Raw genomic sequence first — 20042 nt, 5'->3', positions numbered from 1 at the left:
CCCCTATTGCTCAGGCAACATTTACTTGCCCACAAGCTTCTGCGAACGGCAGTTATGGGTCGGAAGCAGCCTTCCGCGACTGGCAGCAATTGGCCGTTTCCTGCCCATTGCGACAGGCAGAAAACGGCCAGAAGCGAACGGTCCTCATTAATCCGTAAACCTTGGCTGTCCGGTCAGCATCAATCTGCGAGGGTCATGGCGAAGTAGCCGAAGACCGTCAGCAGGACTCCCGAGACGGCAAAGGCTACGGGAAAACCGACCCACGGCACGTTGCTGCCGATCTCTGTCGCGGCTTCCTGGCACGGGCCGGAATGACTGCGGGCGCCGGCCATGCCGCCCATCAACACCGCTGGATTGATCTTCATCAAGTGATAACCAACCACCCAGACGGCGAAAGGCGGCAGCATGCAGGCGACGAAGCCCAGCAGGAATATCTGCACGGCGAGCGAGCCCGTCAATTGGGCCAGAAGGGTGGCACCGGCATTGATCCCGACAATCGCAACGAACACCAGCAGGCCCACGTCCTCAAGGATGTTTCGCGCTGCATTCGGCGTATTGCCGAAAAAGCGCAGGCGCGAAGACAGTGAAGAGACGATGATGCCCGACACCATCAGGCCGCCAGCGCTACCCAGGCCGACAGAGGCGCCAAAGGCGGGAAACTGGATCAGACCGATCAGCAGTCCCAGGGTCATGCCGACAAACAGCGTTAATAGATCGGTCATGCTGCTTGGCCGGGCGATGACGCCAAACAGCTCGCCGGCACGCTGCACGGCGGCGGACAGGCCGGTGACGAAAAGCACGTCGCGGCGTTGCAACCGGGTCTCTGGCCCCACCGGTAGCGGTACACCGCCGCGCTGGAGGCGCGTCAACTGAAGCTGCCCGGCCAGGTCCAAACCGCGGAACTCCTTGAGCTGCTTGCCGATGACGGTTTTTTCGGTCACCAGGATTTCCGCGTGGTCCAGTGGCACGGCGAGTGCCTTGGCGTCATCGACTTCCGGGCCGATCAGACCGATGTTGGACGTCAGGCCGGTACGCGTACTGCCAAGGGAAATCACATCTCCCGCCTGCAGCCGGGTTTCAGGATCGGCCCCTATCGACTCATCGCTGCGATGGACATCGACGATACGATACTCCGGGAATCGAGCGATGAATTCGCGGATGCTGAGGCCGATGGTCGCAGGATTTTCCAGGCGATAAGCACGCAATCCGAAGGCCTTGTTTGCGGTGAGGCCGTCGTCATCGACATCATGCATGCCATGCTGTTCTTCATAGCGGCGGGCTGCGGCCTTGGCATCGACACCCCACCAGCGCGGCATGTATTTGCAGATCAGTACGATACCGATGGTGCCCCATAGGTAGGTAATGCCATAGGACAGGGTAATCATCGCCGAGACCCCCTCGACAGTTTCGCCCGCTGCGAGTTTGACGGCTCCCGAGGCAACCGCCTGTTCGGCCGAACCGATGGCAGAAGACATGGTCGTGGCCCCGGCGAGGGTCCCGCCGGCCACGCCCGTCGGCAGGTTCAAAAGACGAGTCCCCAATACCACTACGGCCAGGCTGAGCAAACTGCAGATGACCGCCAGGAGGGTGAACTTCAGCCCATCATCCTTCAGGCTATTGAGGAAGGAAGGACCGACCCGCAATCCCACCCCGTACATGAACAAGTAGTAGAAGAGGTTCATGGTGAAGGTGTCGAGCTTGAGCGTGATCCCATGGAGGGATGCGGCAATGGCAACGCCACAGCCCACCACGATGGCGCCGCCAACGGTACCCAAGCCATATCCCTTGAGGGTGAAACGGCCGATCAGCACCGCCAGGCTGACCACCAGGAACAGCAAAATGTAGGGGTTGGCATGGAGAAACGTGAAGAGTGCCTGCACCGGTTGATTCCCCCTTTTCGCGACGTTAACGCCGCCGTGTCAGCGCCAGGTTTTCCAAGGCTGCTTGAGGCGAAAAAGTGCTCTGCTCACGGACTGTATGGGGTGGACGCATCTGGCGTGAAGAAGAAGGCCAGGCCAAGGATCAGGTAGACCGCGAGCAGCTGCACGCCTTTGAGCCAATCCGAACGACCATCGCCAGCTACCTGGCCGGTAATCAGCACCGCTAACAGGACGCTCAGTACCAAACCACCGGAAAACGCCAGCCCCATGGGCGCAGGCCCAATGAAAAGACTGGCCAGTACCAGAAGTGGAGCGACCAGCAGGGCCACCTGGACGCTGGAACCGATGGCGATCGACAGTGCAAGGTCCATGCGGTTCTTCATGGCGGCCGAGACCGCCGAGACATGCTCGGCTGCATTGCCAAGGATTGCCACGACAAACACACCGACAAAGAGGTTGCTCAGACCCAGCTGACGCGCACTGGGCTCGATGGCACCCACCAGGATCTCGCTGATCCACGCGACCAGCACCGTTGAGACGCCAAGCACCAACAACGCCTTGCCGGTTGACCAGGGCGGTGTCTGATCCGAGCCCTGCTCGATGCTGGAAGAACCGGAAAACAGGCTTTTGTGGGTGATCAGCGAATACACCAGGAACAGACCGTATACCAGGAGCAAAATCAGCGAGATGTACAGGCTCAGCGACTGCAGGCCTTGGGGGTTACGGGGTGTGATGACGGCGTTGTAGGCCGCCGGCAGAATGAGGGCGATGGTGGCCAGGGTCAGCAGGGTAGCCTGGGAGCGGGCCCCCGAAATGTTGTACCGCTGTTCGCTGTGACGCAGCCCGCCAGCCAACATGGCGAGGCCCAGCACCAGCAGGATGTTGCCGACGATAGAGCCGACAATGGAGGCCTTCACCACATCGTACAGGCCCGCGCGCAAGGCACTCAGGGCAATGATCAGTTCGGTGGCATTACCGAAGGTGGCATTGAGCAAACCCCCTACGCCCTCTCCGGAGCGTTCCGCCAGATGCTCCGTAGCCCGTCCCAACCAACCTGCAAGCGGGACGATGGCCAACGCCGCCATCAGGAAAACCAGTAGGTGGAGGTCCGCTGCGACATATTCCAAGGCAATGGCTATGGGAACGAAGACAAGCATCCAGTTGAGCATTCAAGTCGTCCTCGCGCCGATGCGACGCGATCCATGGAGACGGAGGTCCCGTAAGAGTGGCCCGTATTCCTTATCTCGTCGAAAAAATTTCTGGAATGATGTCAGAACCATCCTGTTTAGCCGGCAAGTCATGGCCAGTGAACTTGAGCATAGAGGCCTGTTGATCCAACCGGTGCGCGCGGTCGAGCCATTTCCCGCACGGCGTACTACCTGTTTCGGGTTATGCGCCCTACGGCACTAGCGCTGTTTGCGATAGCGTTCGGTCAAGGACTGCACGAGGGTGACGTAGGATTGCGTCTCGGCGTAGGGCGGCACCCCGTTGTACTCGTCTACGGACGCTTCGCCGGCGTTGTAACCTGCCAACGCCAGCATCTGGTTGCCGTTGAAGCGCTTGAGCAGCCAGGCCAGGTAGCGCACGCCGCCACGAATGTTCTGACGGGCGTCGAACGGATCGTCCACGGCGAAGCGCTCGGCGGTGGCGGGCATCAACTGCATTAGCCCCTGGGCGCCGGCGTCGGAAATGGCGTTGGGGCGAAACGCCGATTCGGCGTGTATCACTGCGCGGATCAGCGCCCGGTCGACACCATAATGACCGGAAGCGGCTTCGATCTCCCGCCGATAGGATTGGGTGTCCAGGCGCAGTGAGCTGACCTTGAAATCCTTCGGCGCCATGCACAGGTAGCAGCCCTTGATGTAATAGAGCTCAAGGACATCGACACGTGCGGAGATCCCGACGGGGCGCCGGCTCACATATTGGCGAACACCCTTGTGGATGAAGGTGTAGACCCGAATCCGCATCGCACCCGGGGTGTCGTCCCGCACAACCCGTGGCAGGGCCTTTGCCTTGGCGTCGGCATCGGTGCCCGCCGCGCCATTGAGGCGAGTGCAGCGGGCGCTGGCGATAGCCTGGCTGGTGTAGCTGATGGCTCCGTCCCTGGCTTGGCACTTGAACATGGCGCTGGCGCACAGTGGAGCGGCCAGCAAGGCCAGCGCGACGCAGCCAGGGAGGCTTTTGCGAGCCCATCGCCATGCTCTGGAATTCATCACATCGCTCCGCGTCGCAGGCGCCGATCAGGTCTGGGGCGCCTGGCCCGGGCGCTGCCTTTGGTGGGCCTGTTCCGGGTGACCCGCCTGTTGTTCTGTTAGTTATACCCCTTGTAACCGGCCTTGGAACTTGCGTTGACGTACGGGCTGCCGGAATGGATGTCACTGAAGATCGACAAGCCTCAGCCCACGGCCTGCAACCAGTTAAGTAAATCCATTTCCAGGCTGCCTGGCGTAGGGGGGGAGGGAGATAACAGGCAATAGCGCGAGCCGTCTTCAACAAATCCTAACGGCGCGGCCAACACACCGCTCTGGATCTCGTCGCGCACCAGGTGCCATGGACCAATGGCCACGCCGAGGCCAGCGACAGCCGCCTGGATGCTGAAGTAAAAGTGCTCAAAAGATTGCATCTCCACGGCAGGAGTGGGCAGCCCTTTTGCACTGGCCCACTCCTGCCAGGCCGCAGGTCGGCTATTGGTCTGAAGCAGCGGGGCCGAAGAGCGCAGGCATTTCCTGCGTTTGTCGAACCATTGATCTGCCTTTTCTGGTCGGCACACAGGGCCGACCTTCTCCGGGAACAGGGTCTCGGCATGATAGCCGTGGGGGCGAGGAAAATCGTCCCGCCGAATGGCCAGGTCTATTCCATGGTCGAATGAAAAGAGGCCGCCGCCGGCCACTAAATGAATGTCCATCCCTCGATGATGTGCCTGGAATTCGCTCCAGCGAGGGATCAACCATCGCATCAACAGCGTTGGCTCGCAGGACAGGACAAGCTGACGAGCACGACGGGCATCGGTGCGTATCTCGCGAACGGCCTGGTGCATCAATCCAAGCCCTTCACTCACCGCTTTCGCCAGGCGTCTTCCGGCGTCCGTCAAAAAAACCCTGCGGCTACGCCGCTCGAACAGGTCAACACCCAGGTCCTCTTCAAGCAAGCGCACGGCTCGGCTTATGGCACCTGGTGTCAGATGCAGTTCGTCCGCTGCACGGGCGAAGTTTTCGAACCGACCGGCTGATTCGAAGCAACGCAACGCGAGCAGAGAAGGCATGCGCGCTTCAGGGATTAGTGAGCTGTAGTCACCATTTTCATCAGAAATCATCGTTATTACCAGAGAGCGGCATCTGCAAAAATCGCTTTATACCACCAACAAATCGAAGAGTGCCCCATGAGCGAATGGATAGCAGTAATCACCATTACAATACTCGCATGCGTCAGTCCCGGGCCGGATTTCGCCATGGTTTCTCGCAACGGATTGCTGCTGTCTCGACGGGCGGGCGTCCTCACCGCTGTGGGAATTGGCATGGGGGTGCTTGTCCACGTGTGCTATACGCTGCTCGGGCTAGGGTTAGTGCTCCAACAAACGCCTTGGTTGTTCAATGCGCTGAAACTGGCTGGCGCTGCGTATCTCGTCTACCTGGGCATTAAAATGCTTCGTTCCAGGGCGGCTATTGAACAGCTGGACGCACCGCCTCCCGTCCTGTCAGATCTGGCCGCTCTGCGTACGGGATTTCTCACGAACGCGTTGAATCCGAAAACATCGATCTTCATCGTCAGTCTGTTCATGGGTGTCATACGACCGGACACCGCCTTGACCGTGCAAATGGCATACGGGCTGTTCATCGCTGGGGCGCACGTGGTGTGGTTCAGCCTCGTCGCGCTGTGTTTCTCAGCCGGGAGGGTGCGCGAGAAATTGGTGGCAGCACGGCAATGGATCGACCGGATTTTTGGCGGCCTGCTCGTGAGCTTCGCGATACTGCTGACAGTCGCTCAGCGTTCAGTCTGAGTTGAATCAGCTTTTGCGCAGGGGTGGAGCGGTCGAGCTGGCCGGCGCTGAAGACGTGGACGTGTAACGGGAAGAGGAACCCATACTCACCCCACTGATCACCATCCGGGTAATGGTCGCCGCCGCGCTCCTGTAGTCGGCGTCGTCCGGTTTTGCTGTGCCCGTAATCAGTGACATCTGCCAACCCAGATTGGTGTAGGTACGGGTTGCCGACCAGATGAAGAGCATCAAGTGTTCGGGATCGGCTGGCGCGAGCAGGCCACGATCAATCCAGCTGCGCAGGCAATCGACGTTGCGCCGGGCCTCGGCTTGCAGCAAGTGCTTACACTCCTCGGGTAAATGTTTTCCACCGAACAACAGTTCGTGGCTGAAGACTTTTGAGCTCAGGGGGTTTTCTTGAATGATGCGAATCCGGGCGTGTATGTAGGCCTGCAAACCCACCACCGGGTCGTCGCTCTCCCTTAACGCGGCTGAAGCTTTTAGCAGTGGCTCTACAAAGCTCAGCAGGACTTGAGCGTATAGATTCTCTTTGCTTTGAAAATAGTAATAGAGGTTTGCCTTGGGCACCCCGGCGCGCGCCGCGATGTCACGCGTCTGGGTTGCGTCGAAGCCGGTCGCTGAAAACGCTTCACTGGCCGCCATCAGGATCAGCTGCTGATTGCGCTGGCGGATGCGAGTCGCCGTGGGCTTGGGAGAGTGATCCAGCGCGCTGCATTGATCACAGGTAACGGGGCTAAAGATCGTCATAAGGTTGGGTTGAAGCCTGGGTCATGGCTTTATCTTTGATATCGAGTGTCGCAATATACAAAACTATATAGCGATTGGCCTGTGCTTTCTTACCAAGGGAGTGAATGATGAGTACGGTGTTGGGCAGCAAAGAAGCGGTAGGTGAGCGTTACGAGCTGGAAACGATGCGTCACGCACAACGGATGACCTGGGAGGCCATCGACCGGATCGCCCGTGTCATCAAGCCCGGTATGCGCGAATCCGAGGCCCGGTTGCGAGGCCAGGAGATTCTGCTGGAACTGGGTATGGATCGGATCTGGCACCCACTGCTGATCCGCTTCGGCGCCAACACACTCAAGACTTTCAAGCAGCGCTCCGATGGCGATCCGCAGCTTGGGGCTGAAGACATTTTCTTCATCGACTTGGGCGTGGTGTGGCAAGGGCATGAAGGCGATGCCGGCGCGACATTCACCACGGGTTCAGATCCGCAAATGATCGCCTGTGCGGCGGCGGCCAAAGAGCTGTTCAGTCGGGTCGAGCGTTTCTGGCGCAGTGAGCGGGTTTGCGGGGTGGCGCTTTACGACTTTGCGGCCACACAGGCACAGGCCATGGGGTGGAGGCTTAATCTCGACATCAAGGGCCACAGGGTCAGCGATTTCCCCCACGCGATTTACCGTGGCGGCGACCTTGGGGATCTGGATCAATACCCGAACACCGGCTTGTGGATTCTGGAAATCCAGCTGGCCCATCCCGAGCGTGCCTTTGGCGCGTTTTACGAAGACTTGCTGATCTGAACCAATGGTGGTTCGAAGGCGAACTCGATTGGGGCGACAAAGAGGCGACAACAGCAAAGAACAACAAAGGGGACGGATCTATTTTTCGGGGCTGCAGGGACAATCCAAAAAAATAATCCCGTCTCCTCTTCTGGGCCGATTGCTGTCTTACCAAGGGCTGCAACCTGCCAATTCTGTTGCCCGGAAGGCGTTGATGCCTGCTTCGATAATGTCGGCGGCGACATGCTCGATGCCTTGTTGATGCACATGGCCCCGCGTAAAGCTCATGCCCTCGCTCATCTTGGGCGTGCAGATGAAAGGATTTTTTACCCAGGTCGATGGCGGCGATAGCTACTTTGCTCATGACAATGGTCTCCGGTGGGCCCCTAGCGAAAGCTTAGTGAGCTATCGCTAGGGGCCGCGGGGGTAACCATTTCATTAGTGTGGAGATCAACCGCTTAGTTGGCGGTCTTAAGTTGCACTTCGGCAGTTGTTCCGGAGCGGGCGATTACGGTCAGGATCGACAAGGCGGCGATCACCAGCCCGGGTGAGGTTGCCAGCAGCACGCCAGTGGTGCCCGCTCCGGCGGCAAGGATTTGCCCGGCGGCCAAGGGACCAGCCACCGAGCCCAGTCGGCCGATTGCCACGGCGGCACCCACACCGGTGGCTCGCACTGCAGTCGGGTAGGACGGTGGCGCCAAGGCGTAAAGCACTAGTTGCGCAGCCATGACGAATAACCCGGCGGCAAACCCGGCGATCGCCATCGGCAGGATGCCCACCGCCAAACCGGCCCCAGCCAGCGCCGTCAGCAACCCGGCATACACGAACAGCACGACCTTGAAACCGTTGCAACGGTCCAGGAGCAGACCGCCGAGCAGCGAGCCCAGGGCGCCGCCGATGTTGAACAGCATCTGCACCAGACCCGCCTGGGGTTTGCTGAAGCCCTGTTCCAACAGTAACGAAGGCAGCCAGTTGAGCAGCATGTACATCACGGTCAAGGTGAAGAAATAGCTCAGCCACAAGGCTAGGGTGTTGCGTGTGCGGCCTTCGCCGAACAGCGCCTGGGCGCTAGATGGCCGCTGGTTGCCAGTGGCTGAATGTTGCTGGCGGAAGGCGCTGGATTCAGGCAGCAGCAGGGCCATCAGTGGTACGACCAGCAAGGGCACCAGGCCGCCGATGATGAAGGTGGTTTGCCAGTGTTCACTGGAAAACATTGCCACCACCGCCGCGAGCGCACCGCCCAGGGGGACGCCGCAGTACATGACACTGATGGCGGTGCCGCGTTTGCGTTCGCTCACGGATTCGGCGCATAAGGCGATCAGGTTGGGCAGGGCGGCGCCCAGGCCCAGGCCGGTCATGAAGCGCACCAGCAGCAAGCTCGAGTAGCTCTCGACGTAGGCCGTGCACAGGGAAAACAGGCCGAACAGAAGCACGGCACCGACGAGGATTTTCTTACGGCCGATGCGATCGGCGATCCAGCCGCCAAAAAACGCTCCGGGCAGTAAGCCGATGATCCCGGCGCTGAACACCCAGCCCATCATCTTCGGGTCCAGGGCAAAACTCTGGCGCAGCCCGGCGGCAGCGGTGCCGGTGGCCTGCAGATCGAAACCCTCGATCAGCGCAACGATAAAGCACAAAGCGATTGTCAGCGTCGAACGACGCGATGGGCTGTCCATGGGTGGAACCTCATTGTTGTTTTTGTTGTGGAGTCGAGCCATCCCATCGCACGGGGTACGCTGAAGATGGCTGCTGGTGAATAAGATAACAAAGATAACTAAAAAATGAACTGCCCAATGAGAATCGCAAAAAACAATAAATAAGTCATATAAATCATGTACTAAGATCTTTATCGCGCAACCATCTTAAAAATAGATAACAATATTAATGTTCGATTATCGCTCATTCTCCATTGACAGCGGTCATTGGTCGTTTCCATTCTCTGTCCGCGAAGCCGGCTGCACTGGGCTCTGCCGGCGGCACAAACAACAATAAAAAATGGAAATCGAATATGCCAAATCTCCCCACGCACGACGTTGCGACGGCATCAGCCACCTGTGTGCCCGGTATCAACCGAGGGTTGGTCCTGGCGCTGCTCGGCTTGAGCGTTCTACCCACCCAGCTTCGCGCCGGGGGCTTCATCGAAGACAGCCATGGCACCTTGACCCTGCGTAATTACTACCTGGACCGCCAGTACAAGGACGATGGCGCCAAGTCCGCCGCCCAGGAATGGGCTCAGGGTTTCATCATGAATATGGAGTCGGGGTTCACCCCGGGGCCGCTGGGTTTTGGGCTGGACGTTCGCGGGCTGATGGGGGTCAAGCTCGACTCCGCGCCGGATCGCAGCGGTACCGAGTTGTTGCCGGTGTCGGCCAGCGACAATCGAGCGGCGGATGAGTACTCGCGCCTGGCCCCGACCGCCAAGCTGCGGTTTGCCCAGACCACGGTGAAGTCCGGGGACGTGTCGATCTTCCTGCCGTTTGCCTTTGCCAGCCCCTCGAGACTGCTGCCACAAACCTTTCGCGGCACCACCCTGAGCTCCAGGGACTTCGATGGCCTGACGCTGAACACCGGCTATATCGATCGTATCGACAAGCGCAATTCCACCAACTACGAGGCGATGACCATCGCGTCGCCCAACCGGCGTTTCAACGCCACTGCCACGACCTCGCACATGGCCTATGTGGGAGGCGATTATCAGGTCAGCAAGACGCTGAGCCTGCGGGCCTACCACGCAGAAGTGGCCGACTTGTACCAACAGGACACCTTTGCCTTGCTGCATGACCTGCCCCTGGGCGGAGGGACATTGACCAGCGACCTGCGCAGTTTTTTCAGTCGCGAGGATGGCAGCGCCAAGGGCGGTGAAGTGGACAATCGCAACATCTCGGGGCTGTTCAGCTACCGATACGGCGGACACAAGCTGGGCATCGGTTACATGCATTCCAGTGGCGACTCGGCGACGCCCTACATCTCCGGGACAGAGTTGATGGGCATGAGTGAGCTGACCATGGCGTCGGACTTCCTCAATGCCAAGGAGCGCACGTGGCAGGCCATCTATGACTATGACTTCGTGGCGTCCGGAGTACCCGGGCTGAGGGGCCGGTTGCGTTATCTGCGTGGTGACAATATCGAACTGGCAGCCTTCAACGCCGAGGACCGCAAGGAGCGCGAGTTCCAGATGGAGCTGGGTTACCTGGTGCAGAGCGGTCCGCTGAAAAACGTCGCACTGGTGGCGCGCAAGGCGATCTACCGCAACGATTTCCCGAGCGGCGCGGCATTTCGCGATGAAAACCAGACCCGCTTCCTAGTGACCTACACCTTGCCGATCTGGTAACCGCCTACAGGCTTTTCACCGGCACGCTCCTTTCGGGGCGTGCCGTCACTCCTGATAAATCTTCTTCAGCAGGCGCAGCAGCTCTTCGCGTTCCTGATCGTCCAGTGCCGAGGTGGCGTCCAGGTCGCTTTGCGCGGCGATCTGGTTCAGCTCCTTGAGCAGGGTCTCGCCGGTCTTGCTGAGGAAGATCCCATAAGAGCGCTTGTCCGGTTTGCAGCGCACGCGCACCGCCAGCGCACGGCTTTCCAGTTTATTGAGCAGCGGCACCACCTGGGGCGGCTCGATGGTCAGTGCCCGGGCCAGATCGGCCTGCATCAGGCCGGGGTTCTGGTTGATGATCGCCAGGGCCGAGAACTGCGCGGGTCGCAGATCGTGGGCCGAGAGGCGGCTGATCAGGTTCTGGAACAATTTGAGTTGTGCACGGCGCATGGCGTAGCCGATCAGGTCGTTCAACGCCGAATCGAGTGGTGCCTGCATCTCGGCGCTGGTCGACGCTGCCTCGATCGTCTCGGCGAGGGGGGAGGGCTTGGCCATTGCAGGTGAGTCCTGGGGATTTTGGGTTAACAAGGCTATCTATTTTGCCGACGTTGACCGGTGATTGCTACGGCCAATATCGCTGGCATTCGGCCGATAGGGCTCTGCGCAAAGGGAAAATGGTTAATTTTATTAATGGTTAATTGACATAACTAATTTACCGGTTTAATTTCCAGTCATCTTCACACCAAGAACAAGAGAGCATCGTCATGAGCAATTACGAAGGTCGCTGGACAACGGTCAAAGTGGAAATTGAGGAAGGCATCGCGTGGGTCATCCTCAACCGCCCGGAAAAACGCAACGCCATGAGCCCGACCCTGAACCGCGAGATGATCGATGTCCTGGAAACCCTCGAGCAGGACCCGGACGCCGGTGTCCTGGTGCTGACCGGTGCGGGCGAAGCCTGGACGGCGGGCATGGATCTCAAGGAGTATTTCCGCGAAGTGGACGCCGGCCCGGAGATCCTTCAGGAAAAAATCCGCCGCGAAGCCTCGCAATGGCAATGGAAACTGTTGCGCATGTACGCCAAGCCGACCATTGCCATGGTCAACGGCTGGTGCTTCGGCGGCGGCTTCAGCCCCCTGGTGGCCTGCGACCTGGCGATCTGCGCCGACGAGGCGACCTTCGGCCTTTCGGAGATCAACTGGGGCATCCCGCCGGGCAACCTGGTGAGCAAGGCCATGGCCGACACCGTGGGTCATCGCCAGTCGCTGTACTACATCATGACCGGCAAGACCTTTGGCGGGCAGAAAGCCGCCGAGATGGGCCTGGTAAATGAAAGCGTACCCCTGGCGCAACTGCGTGAAGTCACTGTGGGGCTGGCGCGTAACCTGCTGGAGAAAAATCCGGTGGTGCTGCGTGCGGCCAAGCATGGTTTCAAACGTTGCCGTGAACTGACCTGGGAGCAGAACGAGGATTACCTCTACGCCAAGCTCGATCAGTCGCGCCTGCTCGACACCGAAGGCGGCCGTGAGCAGGGCATGAAACAATTCCTCGACGACAAGAGCATCAAGCCGGGCCTGCAAGCGTACAAACGCTGAGGTGCTGCGGTCAGTAGCCGGGCGCAGTTGCGCCCCGGTACTACGGTTACATCGTTCTTAATGTATTCCCGACAAAGACTATAAAGAGGAATCACCATGCTGGACGTGCCCTTGCTGATTGGCGGCCAGTCGTGCCCCGCCCGCGACAGTCGAACCTTCGAACGCCGTAACCCGGTGACCGGCGAGTTGGTGTCGCGGGTTGCCGCCGCCACCCTGGAAGATGCCGACGCCGCGGTGGCCGCTGCGCAGAAGGCGTTTCCCGCCTGGGCTGCCCTGGCCCCCAATGAACGCCGCACCCGGTTGTTCAAGGCGGCCGAGCAATTGCAGGCGCGCAGTGCCGAGTTCATCGCGGCGGCCGGTGAAACCGGCGCCATGGACAACTGGTATGGGTTTAACGTGCGGCTGGCCTCCAACATGCTGCGGGAAGCGGCGTCGATGACCACGCAGATCAATGGCGAAGTCATTCCCTCGGATGTGCCTGGCAGTTTCGCCATGGCCCTGCGCCAACCCTGTGGCGTGGTGTTGGGCATCGCGCCCTGGAACGCCCCGGTGATTCTCGCCACCCGCGCTATCGCCATGCCATTGGCCTGCGGCAACACCGTGGTGCTCAAGGCCTCCGAGCTCAGTCCTGCGGTGCACCGCCTGATCGGTCAGGTCTTGCAGGATGCAGGCCTGGGCGATGGCGTGGTCAATGTCATCAGCAATGCGCCAGCGGATGCCGCGGCGATTGTCGAGCGGCTGATCGCCAACCCGGCGGTGCGCCGGGTCAATTTCACCGGCTCGACCCATGTCGGGCGCATCGTCGGCGAACTCTCGGCGCGCCACCTCAAGCCGGCCTTGCTGGAACTGGGCGGCAAGGCGCCCTTGCTGGTGCTCGACGATGCCGACCTGGATGCCGCGGTAGAGGCGGCCGCCTTTGGCGCCTATTTCAATCAGGGGCAGATCTGCATGTCCACTGAGCGCCTGATCGTCGATGTCAAGGTGGCCGATGCCTTTGTCGACAAGTTGGCGGCCAAGGTCGCCACCCTGCGCGCCGGTGACCCCGCAGCTGAGGGCTCGGTGCTTGGTTCGCTGGTGGACGCCAGCGCCGGCTCGCGCATCAAGGGCCTGATCGACGATGCCTTGGCCAAGGGCGCGCGGCTGGTGGTCGGCGGGCAACTGGACGGCAGCATCTTGCAGCCGACCCTGCTCGACGGCGTCGACGCGAGCATGCGCCTGTACCGCGAGGAGTCCTTCGGGCCGGTGGCGGTGTTGCTGCGCGGGGAGGGGGATGAGGCGCTGCTGCAACTGGCCAACGACTCCGAGTTCGGTTTGTCGGCGGCGATTTTCAGTCGCGATACCGGGCGTGCCCTGGCCCTGGCCCAACGGGTCGAGTCAGGCATCTGCCACATCAACGGCCCGACCGTGCACGACGAGGCACAGATGCCCTTTGGCGGGGTCAAGTCCAGCGGCTACGGAAGTTTCGGTGGCAAGGCATCCATCGAACATTTCACTCAGTTGCGTTGGGTCACCTTGCAGAACGGACCGCGGCACTACCCGATCTGAACAGGCGGGCAAGGCGCAAATAACAATAACAAGGCTGCAGCCAACGGCTGCCACGCTATCGCTGATTCACCTGCGGGTGGCTCGGGTTCAGCGTGCCTCGACGGAGTACAAGCACTTGAGTTCCGAATTCAGTCTACAAGCCCACGCCCAGGCCAGCGCACCGCGCTATCGCCCCGTGTCCATCGGTAACGCGGCTGTCGAGGTGACCGAGCAGCAGGGCGAACTGCACATGCGCTCCCTGGAAGCCTTGGCCGAGATGCCCGTGCGCTTGCTCGACCGCCTCGTGCATTGGGCCCGGGTGCGTCCCGAACAGACCTTTATCGCCGCCCGCCAGGATGACGGGCAATGGCGTCGGGTGAGTTACGCGCAAATGCTCGACAGTGTCCGCGCAATCGCGCAAAACCTGCTGGGTTATGGCCTGTCGGCCGACAAGCCCCTGGTGCTGCTCTCGGGCAATGACATCGAGCATTTGCAGGTCGCCTTTGGCGCCCTGTACGCCGGCATTCCCTATTGCCCGGTGTCGCCGGCCTATTCGCTGTTGTCCCAGGATTTCTCCAAGCTGCGCCACGTGTGCGACCTGCTGCAACCGGGCCTGGTGTTCGTCAGTGATGCCGCGGCGTACCAGCGCGCCATCGACGCCGTACTACCGGCCGATACGCCATTGATCAGCGTCCGTGGTCAGGTCGCGGGTCGTCGCCAGGCGAGCTTTGCCAGCCTGCTCGAGCAATCCGGCGGCGCCGAGGCCGAAGCCGCTTTTGCCGCGACCGGCCCGGACAGCATCGCCAAGTTTCTGTTCACCTCCGGCTCGACCCGGCTGCCCAAGGCAGTGATCACCACCCAGCGCATGCTCTGCGCCAACCAGCAGATGTTGTTGCAGACGTTTCCGGTGTTCGGCCAGGAACCCCCGGTGCTGGTGGACTGGTTGCCGTGGAACCACACGTTCGGCGGCAGCCACAACCTGGGCATCGTGCTGTACAACGGCGGCAGTTTTTACCTGGACGACGGCAAACCAACCGCCCAGGGGTTTGCCCAGACCCTGCACAACCTCAAGGAGATATCTCCCACCGCCTACCTGACCGTGCCCAAGGGCTGGGAAGAACTGGTCTCGGCCCTGGAACAGGACGCAGAGCTGCGAGAGTGCTTTTTCAAGCGCGTCAGCCTGTTTTTCTTCGCCGCTGCCGGGCTGTCGCAAAGCGTCTGGGATCGCCTGGACCGGGTCGCCGAACAACACTGTGGCGAACGTATCCGCATGATGGCTGGGCTGGGCATGACCGAGGCTGCGCCATCCTGCACCTTTACCACCGGGCCCTTGTCAATGGCCGGTTACATCGGCCTGCCGGCACCGGGTTGCGAGGTCAGGTTGGTACCTAAAGACGGCAAGCTGGAGGGGCGCTTTCGTGGGCCGCACATCATGCCCGGTTACTGGCGCTCACCGCAGCAGACCGCCGAGGTATTCGACGACCAGGGCTATTACTGTTCCGGTGATGCGCTCAAGCTTGCCGACCCGGATGACGCGCAACTGGGGCTGATGTTCGATGGGCGCATCGCCGAGGACTTCAAGCTGTCTTCCGGAGTGTTCGTCAGTGTCGGCCCGCTGCGCAATCGTGCGGTCCTGGAGGGCTCGCCCTACGTCCAGGACCTGGTCGTGACCGCGCCGGATCGTGAGTGCCTGGGCGCGCTGGTGTTCCCGCGGTTGTACGAATGCCGCCGCCTGGCGGGGCTCGATGCCAGTGCCAGCGATGCCCAGGTGCTGGCCAGCGCGCCGGTGCGCCAGTGGTTCGCCGACTGGTTGCAGCGGCTCAATCGCGACGCCAGCGGCAACGCCAGTCGCCTGGAGTGGATCGCGTTGCTCGACGAGCCCGCGTCCATCGATCGCGGTGAAATCACCGACAAAGGTTCGATCAACCAGCGCGCGGTCCTGCAATGGCGTGCGGCCCAGGTCGAGGCGCTGTATCGCGGAGAAGAGCCGTCGATCCTGCGCGCGGGGCCACGGTCGTGAGTGGCGCGGGACAATATTCGTCCTTCAGCGATGTGGCGATTCTTGAAGCGGTGCGCACGCCCTGGGTCGACGTCGGCGGCGCGCTGGCCCAGGTATCGCCCATCGACCTGGGCATCAAGGTCGGTCGCGAAGTGGTGGCCCGTGCCGGGCTAGATCCGCGGGCAGTGGATACGGTGCTGGCTGGCTCCATGGCCCAGGCCAGCTTCGACGCCTACATGCTGCCACGCCATATCGGTCTCTACAGCGGTGTGCCGCAACAGGTGCCGGCCTTGGCGGTGCAGCGTATTTGCGCGACCGGCTTCGAGCTGTTGCGCCAGGCCGGCGAGCAGCTTCAAGGGGGCGCGCAACTGGCGTTGTGCGTGGGCGCCGAATCCATGTCGCGCAACCCGATTGCCGCCTACACCCATCGGGGCGGATTTCGCCTCGGGGCGCCGGTGGATTTCAAGGATTTCCTGTGGGAAGCGCTGTACGACCCGGCGCCGGGCCTGGACATGATCGCCACGGCGGAAAACCTCGCCAGGTGTCACGGCCTGAGCCGCGAGGCGGTGGATCGCTATGCCCTCGACAGTCACCAGCTAGCGCTGCACGCGCAGACCTGCGGCTGGTTCAGCGATGAAATCGTCCCGGTGGGTAATGAGGTGTTTGAACTGCAAGGCTATCAGTCCCGGGGTATTACCCTGCCGCGTCGATGCAACGAGGTCACCCAGGACAGCCATCCTCGGGCCACCGACTTACCCGCGCTGGCCAGGCTGCAGGCGATTCACGCCGAGGGTGTACAAACCGCCGGCAACAGCTGTGCGGTGGTTGACGGCGCAGCGGCCGCACTGGTCGGCCAAGCCTCGATGAGTACGCGTCCGGTCCTGGCGCACCTGTTGGCCACAGCGGTGGTTGGTGTGGCGCCGGAGTTCATGGGGATCGGCCCGGTTCCGGCGATCCGCTTGTTACTGGAACGCAGTGGGTTGGTCCAGGACGATATCGCGCTGTTTGAAGTCAACGAGGCTCAAGGCGCACAGGTGCTGGCGGTGGCCCGTGAGCTGGAGCTGGATAGCCAACGGCTCAACCGCCGGGGTGGTTCGATCGCATTGGGGCATCCATTGGCCGCCACCGGCCTGCGTTTGGTGATGACCCTGGCGCGGCAATTGCGCGAGCAGCATCTACGGTACGGGATCGCCGCTGCCTGTGTCGGTGGCGGGCAGGGCATGGCCGTGCTGATTGAAAACCCGGATTTTCGCGGCTGAACCCTAGCGTTTTTTTTCTTTTTGCCCACTGGAGGTTTGCCATGTGGCACTACCAGGCGCCGTTGCGCGACATGCATTTCATTCTGGAACACTGGCTGCAGGCGCCCCAGGCATGGAGCCAAATGCCAGCATTCGAGGCCCTCGACGTTCCGTTGGCACTCCAGGTGCTGGGCGAGGCCGGGCGTTTCAGCGCGGATGTATTGGCGCCGCTCAACAGCAGTGGCGATCGCCAGGGGTGCCGCTTCGACAATGGCCGGGTCAGGACGCCGGACGGTTTTGTCCAGGCTTACCAGGCATTCGCCGAAGGTGGTTGGCCGGCATTGGCCTGTGAAGAAACCTTCGGTGGCCAGGGACTGCCGCAACTGCTCGATGCCGCCTTGCAGGAAATGCTCTACGCCAGCAACCACGCCTGGGCCATGTACACCGGAATTGCCCATGGCGCCTACCTGTGTCTCAAGACCCACGCGCCGCAGTGGATCAAGGAGCGTTATCTGCCACCGATCGTCAGTGGCGAGGCGCTGCCCACCATGTGCCTGACCGAACCCCAGGCCGGCAGCGACGTCGGCCTGCTGCGCTGCCGCGCTGAGGCGCTGGGCGACGGCAGTTATTCGCTGAGCGGCAGCAAGCTGTTCATTTCCGGAGGCGAGCATGACCTGACCGAAAATATCCTCCATCTGGTGCTGGCGCGCGTGCCCGGGGCGCCCGCCGGTAGTCGTGGTATTTCGCTGTTTCTGGTGCCCAAGCGCCTGGATGACGGCCGAGCCAATGCGCTGCGTTGCGACGGTATCGAAGACAAGATGGGCATCAAGGGCAGTGCCACGTGCTCGCTGGTCTTCGATGGCGCCCAGGGTTGGCTGATAGGCGAGGCGAATCGTGGTTTGACCGCGATGTTCGTGATGATGAACTCGGCGCGACTGCATGTCGGCCTCCAGGGGCTCGGGCATGCCGAGGCTGCGTGGCAGAACGCCTATGCGTACGCGTTGGAGCGCAGGCAAATGCGTGCGCCCAAACGCCCTGTCGGCGTTGCCGGCGAAGGGGTTGACCCGATTCATTATCATCCGGCCATGCGTCGGGTTTTGCTGGAGCTGCAGGCTTGCACCGAAGGCATGCGCGCCGTCGGTTATTGGGCTGCGCATTTGCTCGATCAGGCCGAGCATGCCCCGGACCTGGTCACTCGGCAGAGTGCCTCGCAACTGGCGGAGCTTTTGACGCCTGTGATCAAGGCTTTTTTCACGGAACAAGGTTTTCGCCTGGCCAGCAATGCCTTGCAGGTCTTCGGTGGCTACGGCTATGTCGCCGAGTTCGCCATTGAGCAGACCCTGCGCGACAGCCGAATCGCGATGATTTATGAGGGCAGTAACGAAATCCAGGCCAATGACCTGCTGCTGCGCAAAGTGCTGGGCGATGACGGCCGCGCCTTCGCTCAGTTGTTGGCAGTGATGCGCGAAGAAGCCGGTCAGGCCGGCGAAACAGCAGGCTGCGCCAGTTTTGGCGCGGAGCTGGCGTTGTTGTGCAATAAACTCGAGGATTTGCACCTGGAGATACGTGATAAGGCAGTCGAGGACGGCGAATATCCCTATCGGGCTGCAGGCGACTTTCTGCGCCTGTGTGGCGTGGCCCTCCTGGCGTTTGCCTGGACCCGAGCGGCGCGTGTTTCCCTGTCGTTAACCGACAGCGACCCTCTGCGCGTCAGCAAGCTGCAAACCGCGAGCTTTTTCTTTGCCTACCTGCTGCCGGAAGCGGATCATCGGATCGCCACCATTCGTGCGGCCAAGGCACCCCTGCCGTTTCTGAGTGAGCATCTGTAGGCGCCAGGAACAACCTAGCCCTCGCGGCAAACCTCAGGGATGAAAGCCGCATGTATGTGGTATCTGCATTGAACAAGGCCGTGAATACGTTTGACGGGATGGCCGCAGCCCTGCGTTATCACATGTATCAGCCATTCTGATCGCGAATACTGGTGAAAATGGCGGCTCTACGGCTCAAGCCCCTTACGATCAAGAACACCGGCGCCTCATTTCCCATTCTCACGGTAGTGAGCAACTTGCGGTTTCAGTCTTCAATGTCTGCATGGAAGATTTTGGCCCAAAACTACAAGCAGCGGGTCCTGGATTCAAGAGATTCAAGGAGGTTACTGAAAGGATTGGCAAAACCCCACCTGCTGGTTAGAAGCGTAGGGCAACTACGTAACTGTCGATCGACAGCTGCCCGTCATGAAGGGCAGCAATCGCAAATAGCTGCCCCTCGTAAAGGGCAGCGACCGACCCTTTGCAGACATTCATAACGTTCAGGTTAGATGATCAAGCCGATCCAGGGGAGGCGTAACAAGAGTTCCCATATACCTGCTTCGCCGCCTAACGTTGGAATTCAGCCGCATCATTAGGAGTCGGCTCGAATAACTTGTTATGTGTCACTTGATTAAACATTTGCCAAGAAATGTGTGGGTAGTATCGATATTAGAACTGATCAATGAAACTCTATACCATCCTTTAAGACCTTTGATATTCTCACCCAGTTGATGGCCAATTACGAGCAACTCACCAAAATCGCCTGCGTAAGTGGTTGTATAGGTTTCCCAGCCCTTACGCTCAAGCATAAACCAGTTAGTACTGTTTGTTGCCCTTTTTGATCCGTCGAGTTTTAACGTGGCTTCTGATGTTTTAAGACCTATTATTTCCATGCTCTGATCGGTGGAAGCATACCCTGTCATATCCTGTGCAACATGATTAGCCTGATGAAAACGATCAAAATGGCAACTCATATCTCCAAGAGCATTGCTGCAAATAGATGTCATAAAAATTGCGAAAGCTATTTTTTGCATGCTGATATCTTTTTACTCATAACGTTCAGGTTAAGGGGCGGGCTTTAGCCCTTCCCGAGTGAGTGAAGCGAACGATTGGAACCGTTTGCTATGCTGTTGAGCGATGGGGCAGTCCGGCGCAACGATGGTTTAAGTGCCGTGTAACGACTGCGGGTACT

Annotated in this window: 16 protein-coding genes; 8 read left to right on the top strand and 8 right to left on the bottom strand. The window is 60.4% G+C overall.

Annotated features, from left to right (window positions below; translation table 11 throughout):
- Positions 1-179 precede the first annotated feature (179 nt).
- The 4 genes from HFK74_RS20700 to HFK74_RS20685 form a co-directional block, all read right to left on the bottom strand.
- Entirely contained in the window at positions 180-1880 is a 1701-nt protein-coding gene (locus HFK74_RS20700; RefSeq protein ID WP_180205117.1) for a TrkA C-terminal domain-containing protein, read from the bottom strand.
- Between the two features lie 86 nt (positions 1881-1966).
- Entirely contained in the window at positions 1967-3049 is a 1083-nt protein-coding gene (gene cax / locus HFK74_RS20695; RefSeq protein ID WP_180205116.1) for a calcium/proton exchanger, read from the bottom strand.
- Positions 3050-3286: 237 nt separating this feature from the next.
- Entirely contained in the window at positions 3287-4093 is an 807-nt protein-coding gene (locus tag HFK74_RS20690) for a lytic transglycosylase domain-containing protein (protein WP_180205115.1), read from the bottom strand.
- A gap of 182 nt (positions 4094-4275) precedes the next feature.
- Positions 4276-5193, bottom strand: coding sequence for a LysR family transcriptional regulator (locus tag HFK74_RS20685; protein ID WP_180205114.1), 918 nt, complete (start codon positions 5191-5193; stop codon positions 4276-4278).
- A gap of 66 nt (positions 5194-5259) precedes the next feature.
- On the opposite strand from HFK74_RS20685, the gene HFK74_RS20680 reads away from it, so the two are divergent.
- Positions 5260-5877 (top strand): LysE family translocator, encoded by a 618-nt coding sequence (locus tag HFK74_RS20680; protein WP_180205113.1) that lies wholly within the window; start codon positions 5260-5262, stop codon positions 5875-5877.
- Between the two features lie 6 nt (positions 5878-5883).
- Here HFK74_RS20680 and HFK74_RS20675 read toward each other — a convergent pair whose 3' ends face one another.
- Positions 5884-6519, bottom strand: a complete 636-nt coding sequence (locus HFK74_RS20675; RefSeq protein WP_257230383.1) for a TetR/AcrR family transcriptional regulator — start codon at positions 6517-6519, stop codon at positions 5884-5886.
- Positions 6520-6731: 212 nt separating this feature from the next.
- On the opposite strand from HFK74_RS20675, the gene HFK74_RS20670 reads away from it, so the two are divergent.
- On the top strand, positions 6732-7397 hold the full coding sequence (locus tag HFK74_RS20670; protein WP_180205111.1) for a M24 family metallopeptidase: 666 nt from the start codon (positions 6732-6734) through the stop codon (positions 7395-7397).
- 437 nt (positions 7398-7834) lie between these two features.
- Here HFK74_RS20670 and mhpT read toward each other — a convergent pair whose 3' ends face one another.
- Positions 7835-9052, bottom strand: a complete 1218-nt coding sequence (mhpT, locus tag HFK74_RS20665) for a 3-(3-hydroxy-phenyl)propionate transporter MhpT (protein ID WP_180205110.1) — start codon at positions 9050-9052, stop codon at positions 7835-7837.
- Between the two features lie 332 nt (positions 9053-9384).
- Here mhpT and HFK74_RS20660 point away from each other — a divergent pair, with 332 nt between their 5' ends.
- A complete protein-coding gene (locus HFK74_RS20660) occupies positions 9385-10707 on the top strand; it encodes an OprD family porin (protein ID WP_180205109.1) in 1323 nt (440 codons plus the stop codon).
- Positions 10708-10752: 45 nt separating this feature from the next.
- Here HFK74_RS20660 and HFK74_RS20655 read toward each other — a convergent pair whose 3' ends face one another.
- Positions 10753-11241 (bottom strand): MarR family winged helix-turn-helix transcriptional regulator, encoded by a 489-nt coding sequence (locus HFK74_RS20655; RefSeq protein WP_180205108.1) that lies wholly within the window; start codon positions 11239-11241, stop codon positions 10753-10755.
- A gap of 209 nt (positions 11242-11450) precedes the next feature.
- On the opposite strand from HFK74_RS20655, the gene HFK74_RS20650 reads away from it, so the two are divergent.
- The 5 genes from HFK74_RS20650 to HFK74_RS20630 all read left to right on the top strand — a co-directional run bounded on the left by HFK74_RS20650 (position 11451) and on the right by HFK74_RS20630 (position 18871).
- Positions 11451-12281 (top strand): p-hydroxycinnamoyl CoA hydratase/lyase, encoded by an 831-nt coding sequence (locus HFK74_RS20650; protein ID WP_180205107.1) that lies wholly within the window; start codon positions 11451-11453, stop codon positions 12279-12281.
- A 96-nt stretch (positions 12282-12377) separates the two neighbouring features.
- Positions 12378-13826, top strand: coding sequence for an aldehyde dehydrogenase (locus HFK74_RS20645; protein WP_180205106.1), 1449 nt, complete (start codon positions 12378-12380; stop codon positions 13824-13826).
- Between the two features lie 115 nt (positions 13827-13941).
- Positions 13942-15825 (top strand): feruloyl-CoA synthase, encoded by a 1884-nt coding sequence (locus HFK74_RS20640; RefSeq protein ID WP_180205105.1) that lies wholly within the window; start codon positions 13942-13944, stop codon positions 15823-15825.
- A complete protein-coding gene (locus HFK74_RS20635) occupies positions 15822-17063 on the top strand; it encodes a thiolase family protein (protein ID WP_180205104.1) in 1242 nt (413 codons plus the stop codon). The genes HFK74_RS20640 and HFK74_RS20635 overlap by 4 nt, the downstream gene beginning before the upstream one ends.
- Positions 17064-17104: 41 nt before the next feature.
- Complete coding sequence (locus HFK74_RS20630; RefSeq protein ID WP_180205103.1) at positions 17105-18871, top strand: acyl-CoA dehydrogenase; 1767 nt, start codon at positions 17105-17107, stop codon at positions 18869-18871.
- Between the two features lie 602 nt (positions 18872-19473).
- On the opposite strand, the gene HFK74_RS20625 is transcribed toward HFK74_RS20630, so the two are convergent.
- The gene (locus tag HFK74_RS20625; RefSeq protein ID WP_180205102.1) at positions 19474-19884 is read right to left on the bottom strand and encodes a hypothetical protein; all 411 of its coding nucleotides are present in this window, start codon (positions 19882-19884) and stop codon (positions 19474-19476) included.
- Between the last annotated feature and the right edge of the window lie 158 nt (positions 19885-20042).

The sequence above is a fragment of the Pseudomonas sp. SbOxS1 genome (assembly GCF_013416725.1).
GTDB lineage: Bacteria > Pseudomonadota > Gammaproteobacteria > Pseudomonadales > Pseudomonadaceae > Aquipseudomonas.
The sequence above is the reverse complement of the archived record's forward strand: the minus strand, read 5'-3'. Positions and strand labels throughout refer to the sequence as shown.

Coding starts and splice junctions, on each gene's coding strand:
- cax (WP_180205116.1), bottom strand. CDS start 3,049: ATGCTCAACTGGATGCTTGTCTTCGTTCCCATAGCCATTGCCTTGGAA.
- HFK74_RS20690 (WP_180205115.1), bottom strand. CDS start 4,093: ATGAATTCCAGAGCATGGCGATGGGCTCGCAAAAGCCTCCCTGGCTGC.
- HFK74_RS20685 (WP_180205114.1), bottom strand. CDS start 5,193: ATGATTTCTGATGAAAATGGTGACTACAGCTCACTAATCCCTGAAGCG.
- HFK74_RS20680 (WP_180205113.1), top strand. CDS start 5,260: ATGAGCGAATGGATAGCAGTAATCACCATTACAATACTCGCATGCGTC.
- HFK74_RS20675 (WP_257230383.1), bottom strand. CDS start 6,519: ATGGCGGCCAGTGAAGCGTTTTCAGCGACCGGCTTCGACGCAACCCAG.
- HFK74_RS20670 (WP_180205111.1), top strand. CDS start 6,732: ATGAGTACGGTGTTGGGCAGCAAAGAAGCGGTAGGTGAGCGTTACGAG.
- mhpT (WP_180205110.1), bottom strand. CDS start 9,052: ATGGACAGCCCATCGCGTCGTTCGACGCTGACAATCGCTTTGTGCTTT.
- HFK74_RS20660 (WP_180205109.1), top strand. CDS start 9,385: ATGCCAAATCTCCCCACGCACGACGTTGCGACGGCATCAGCCACCTGT.
- HFK74_RS20655 (WP_180205108.1), bottom strand. CDS start 11,241: ATGGCCAAGCCCTCCCCCCTCGCCGAGACGATCGAGGCAGCGTCGACC.
- HFK74_RS20650 (WP_180205107.1), top strand. CDS start 11,451: ATGAGCAATTACGAAGGTCGCTGGACAACGGTCAAAGTGGAAATTGAG.
- HFK74_RS20645 (WP_180205106.1), top strand. CDS start 12,378: ATGCTGGACGTGCCCTTGCTGATTGGCGGCCAGTCGTGCCCCGCCCGC.
- HFK74_RS20630 (WP_180205103.1), top strand. CDS start 17,105: ATGTGGCACTACCAGGCGCCGTTGCGCGACATGCATTTCATTCTGGAA.
- HFK74_RS20625 (WP_180205102.1), bottom strand. CDS start 19,884: ATGCAAAAAATAGCTTTCGCAATTTTTATGACATCTATTTGCAGCAAT.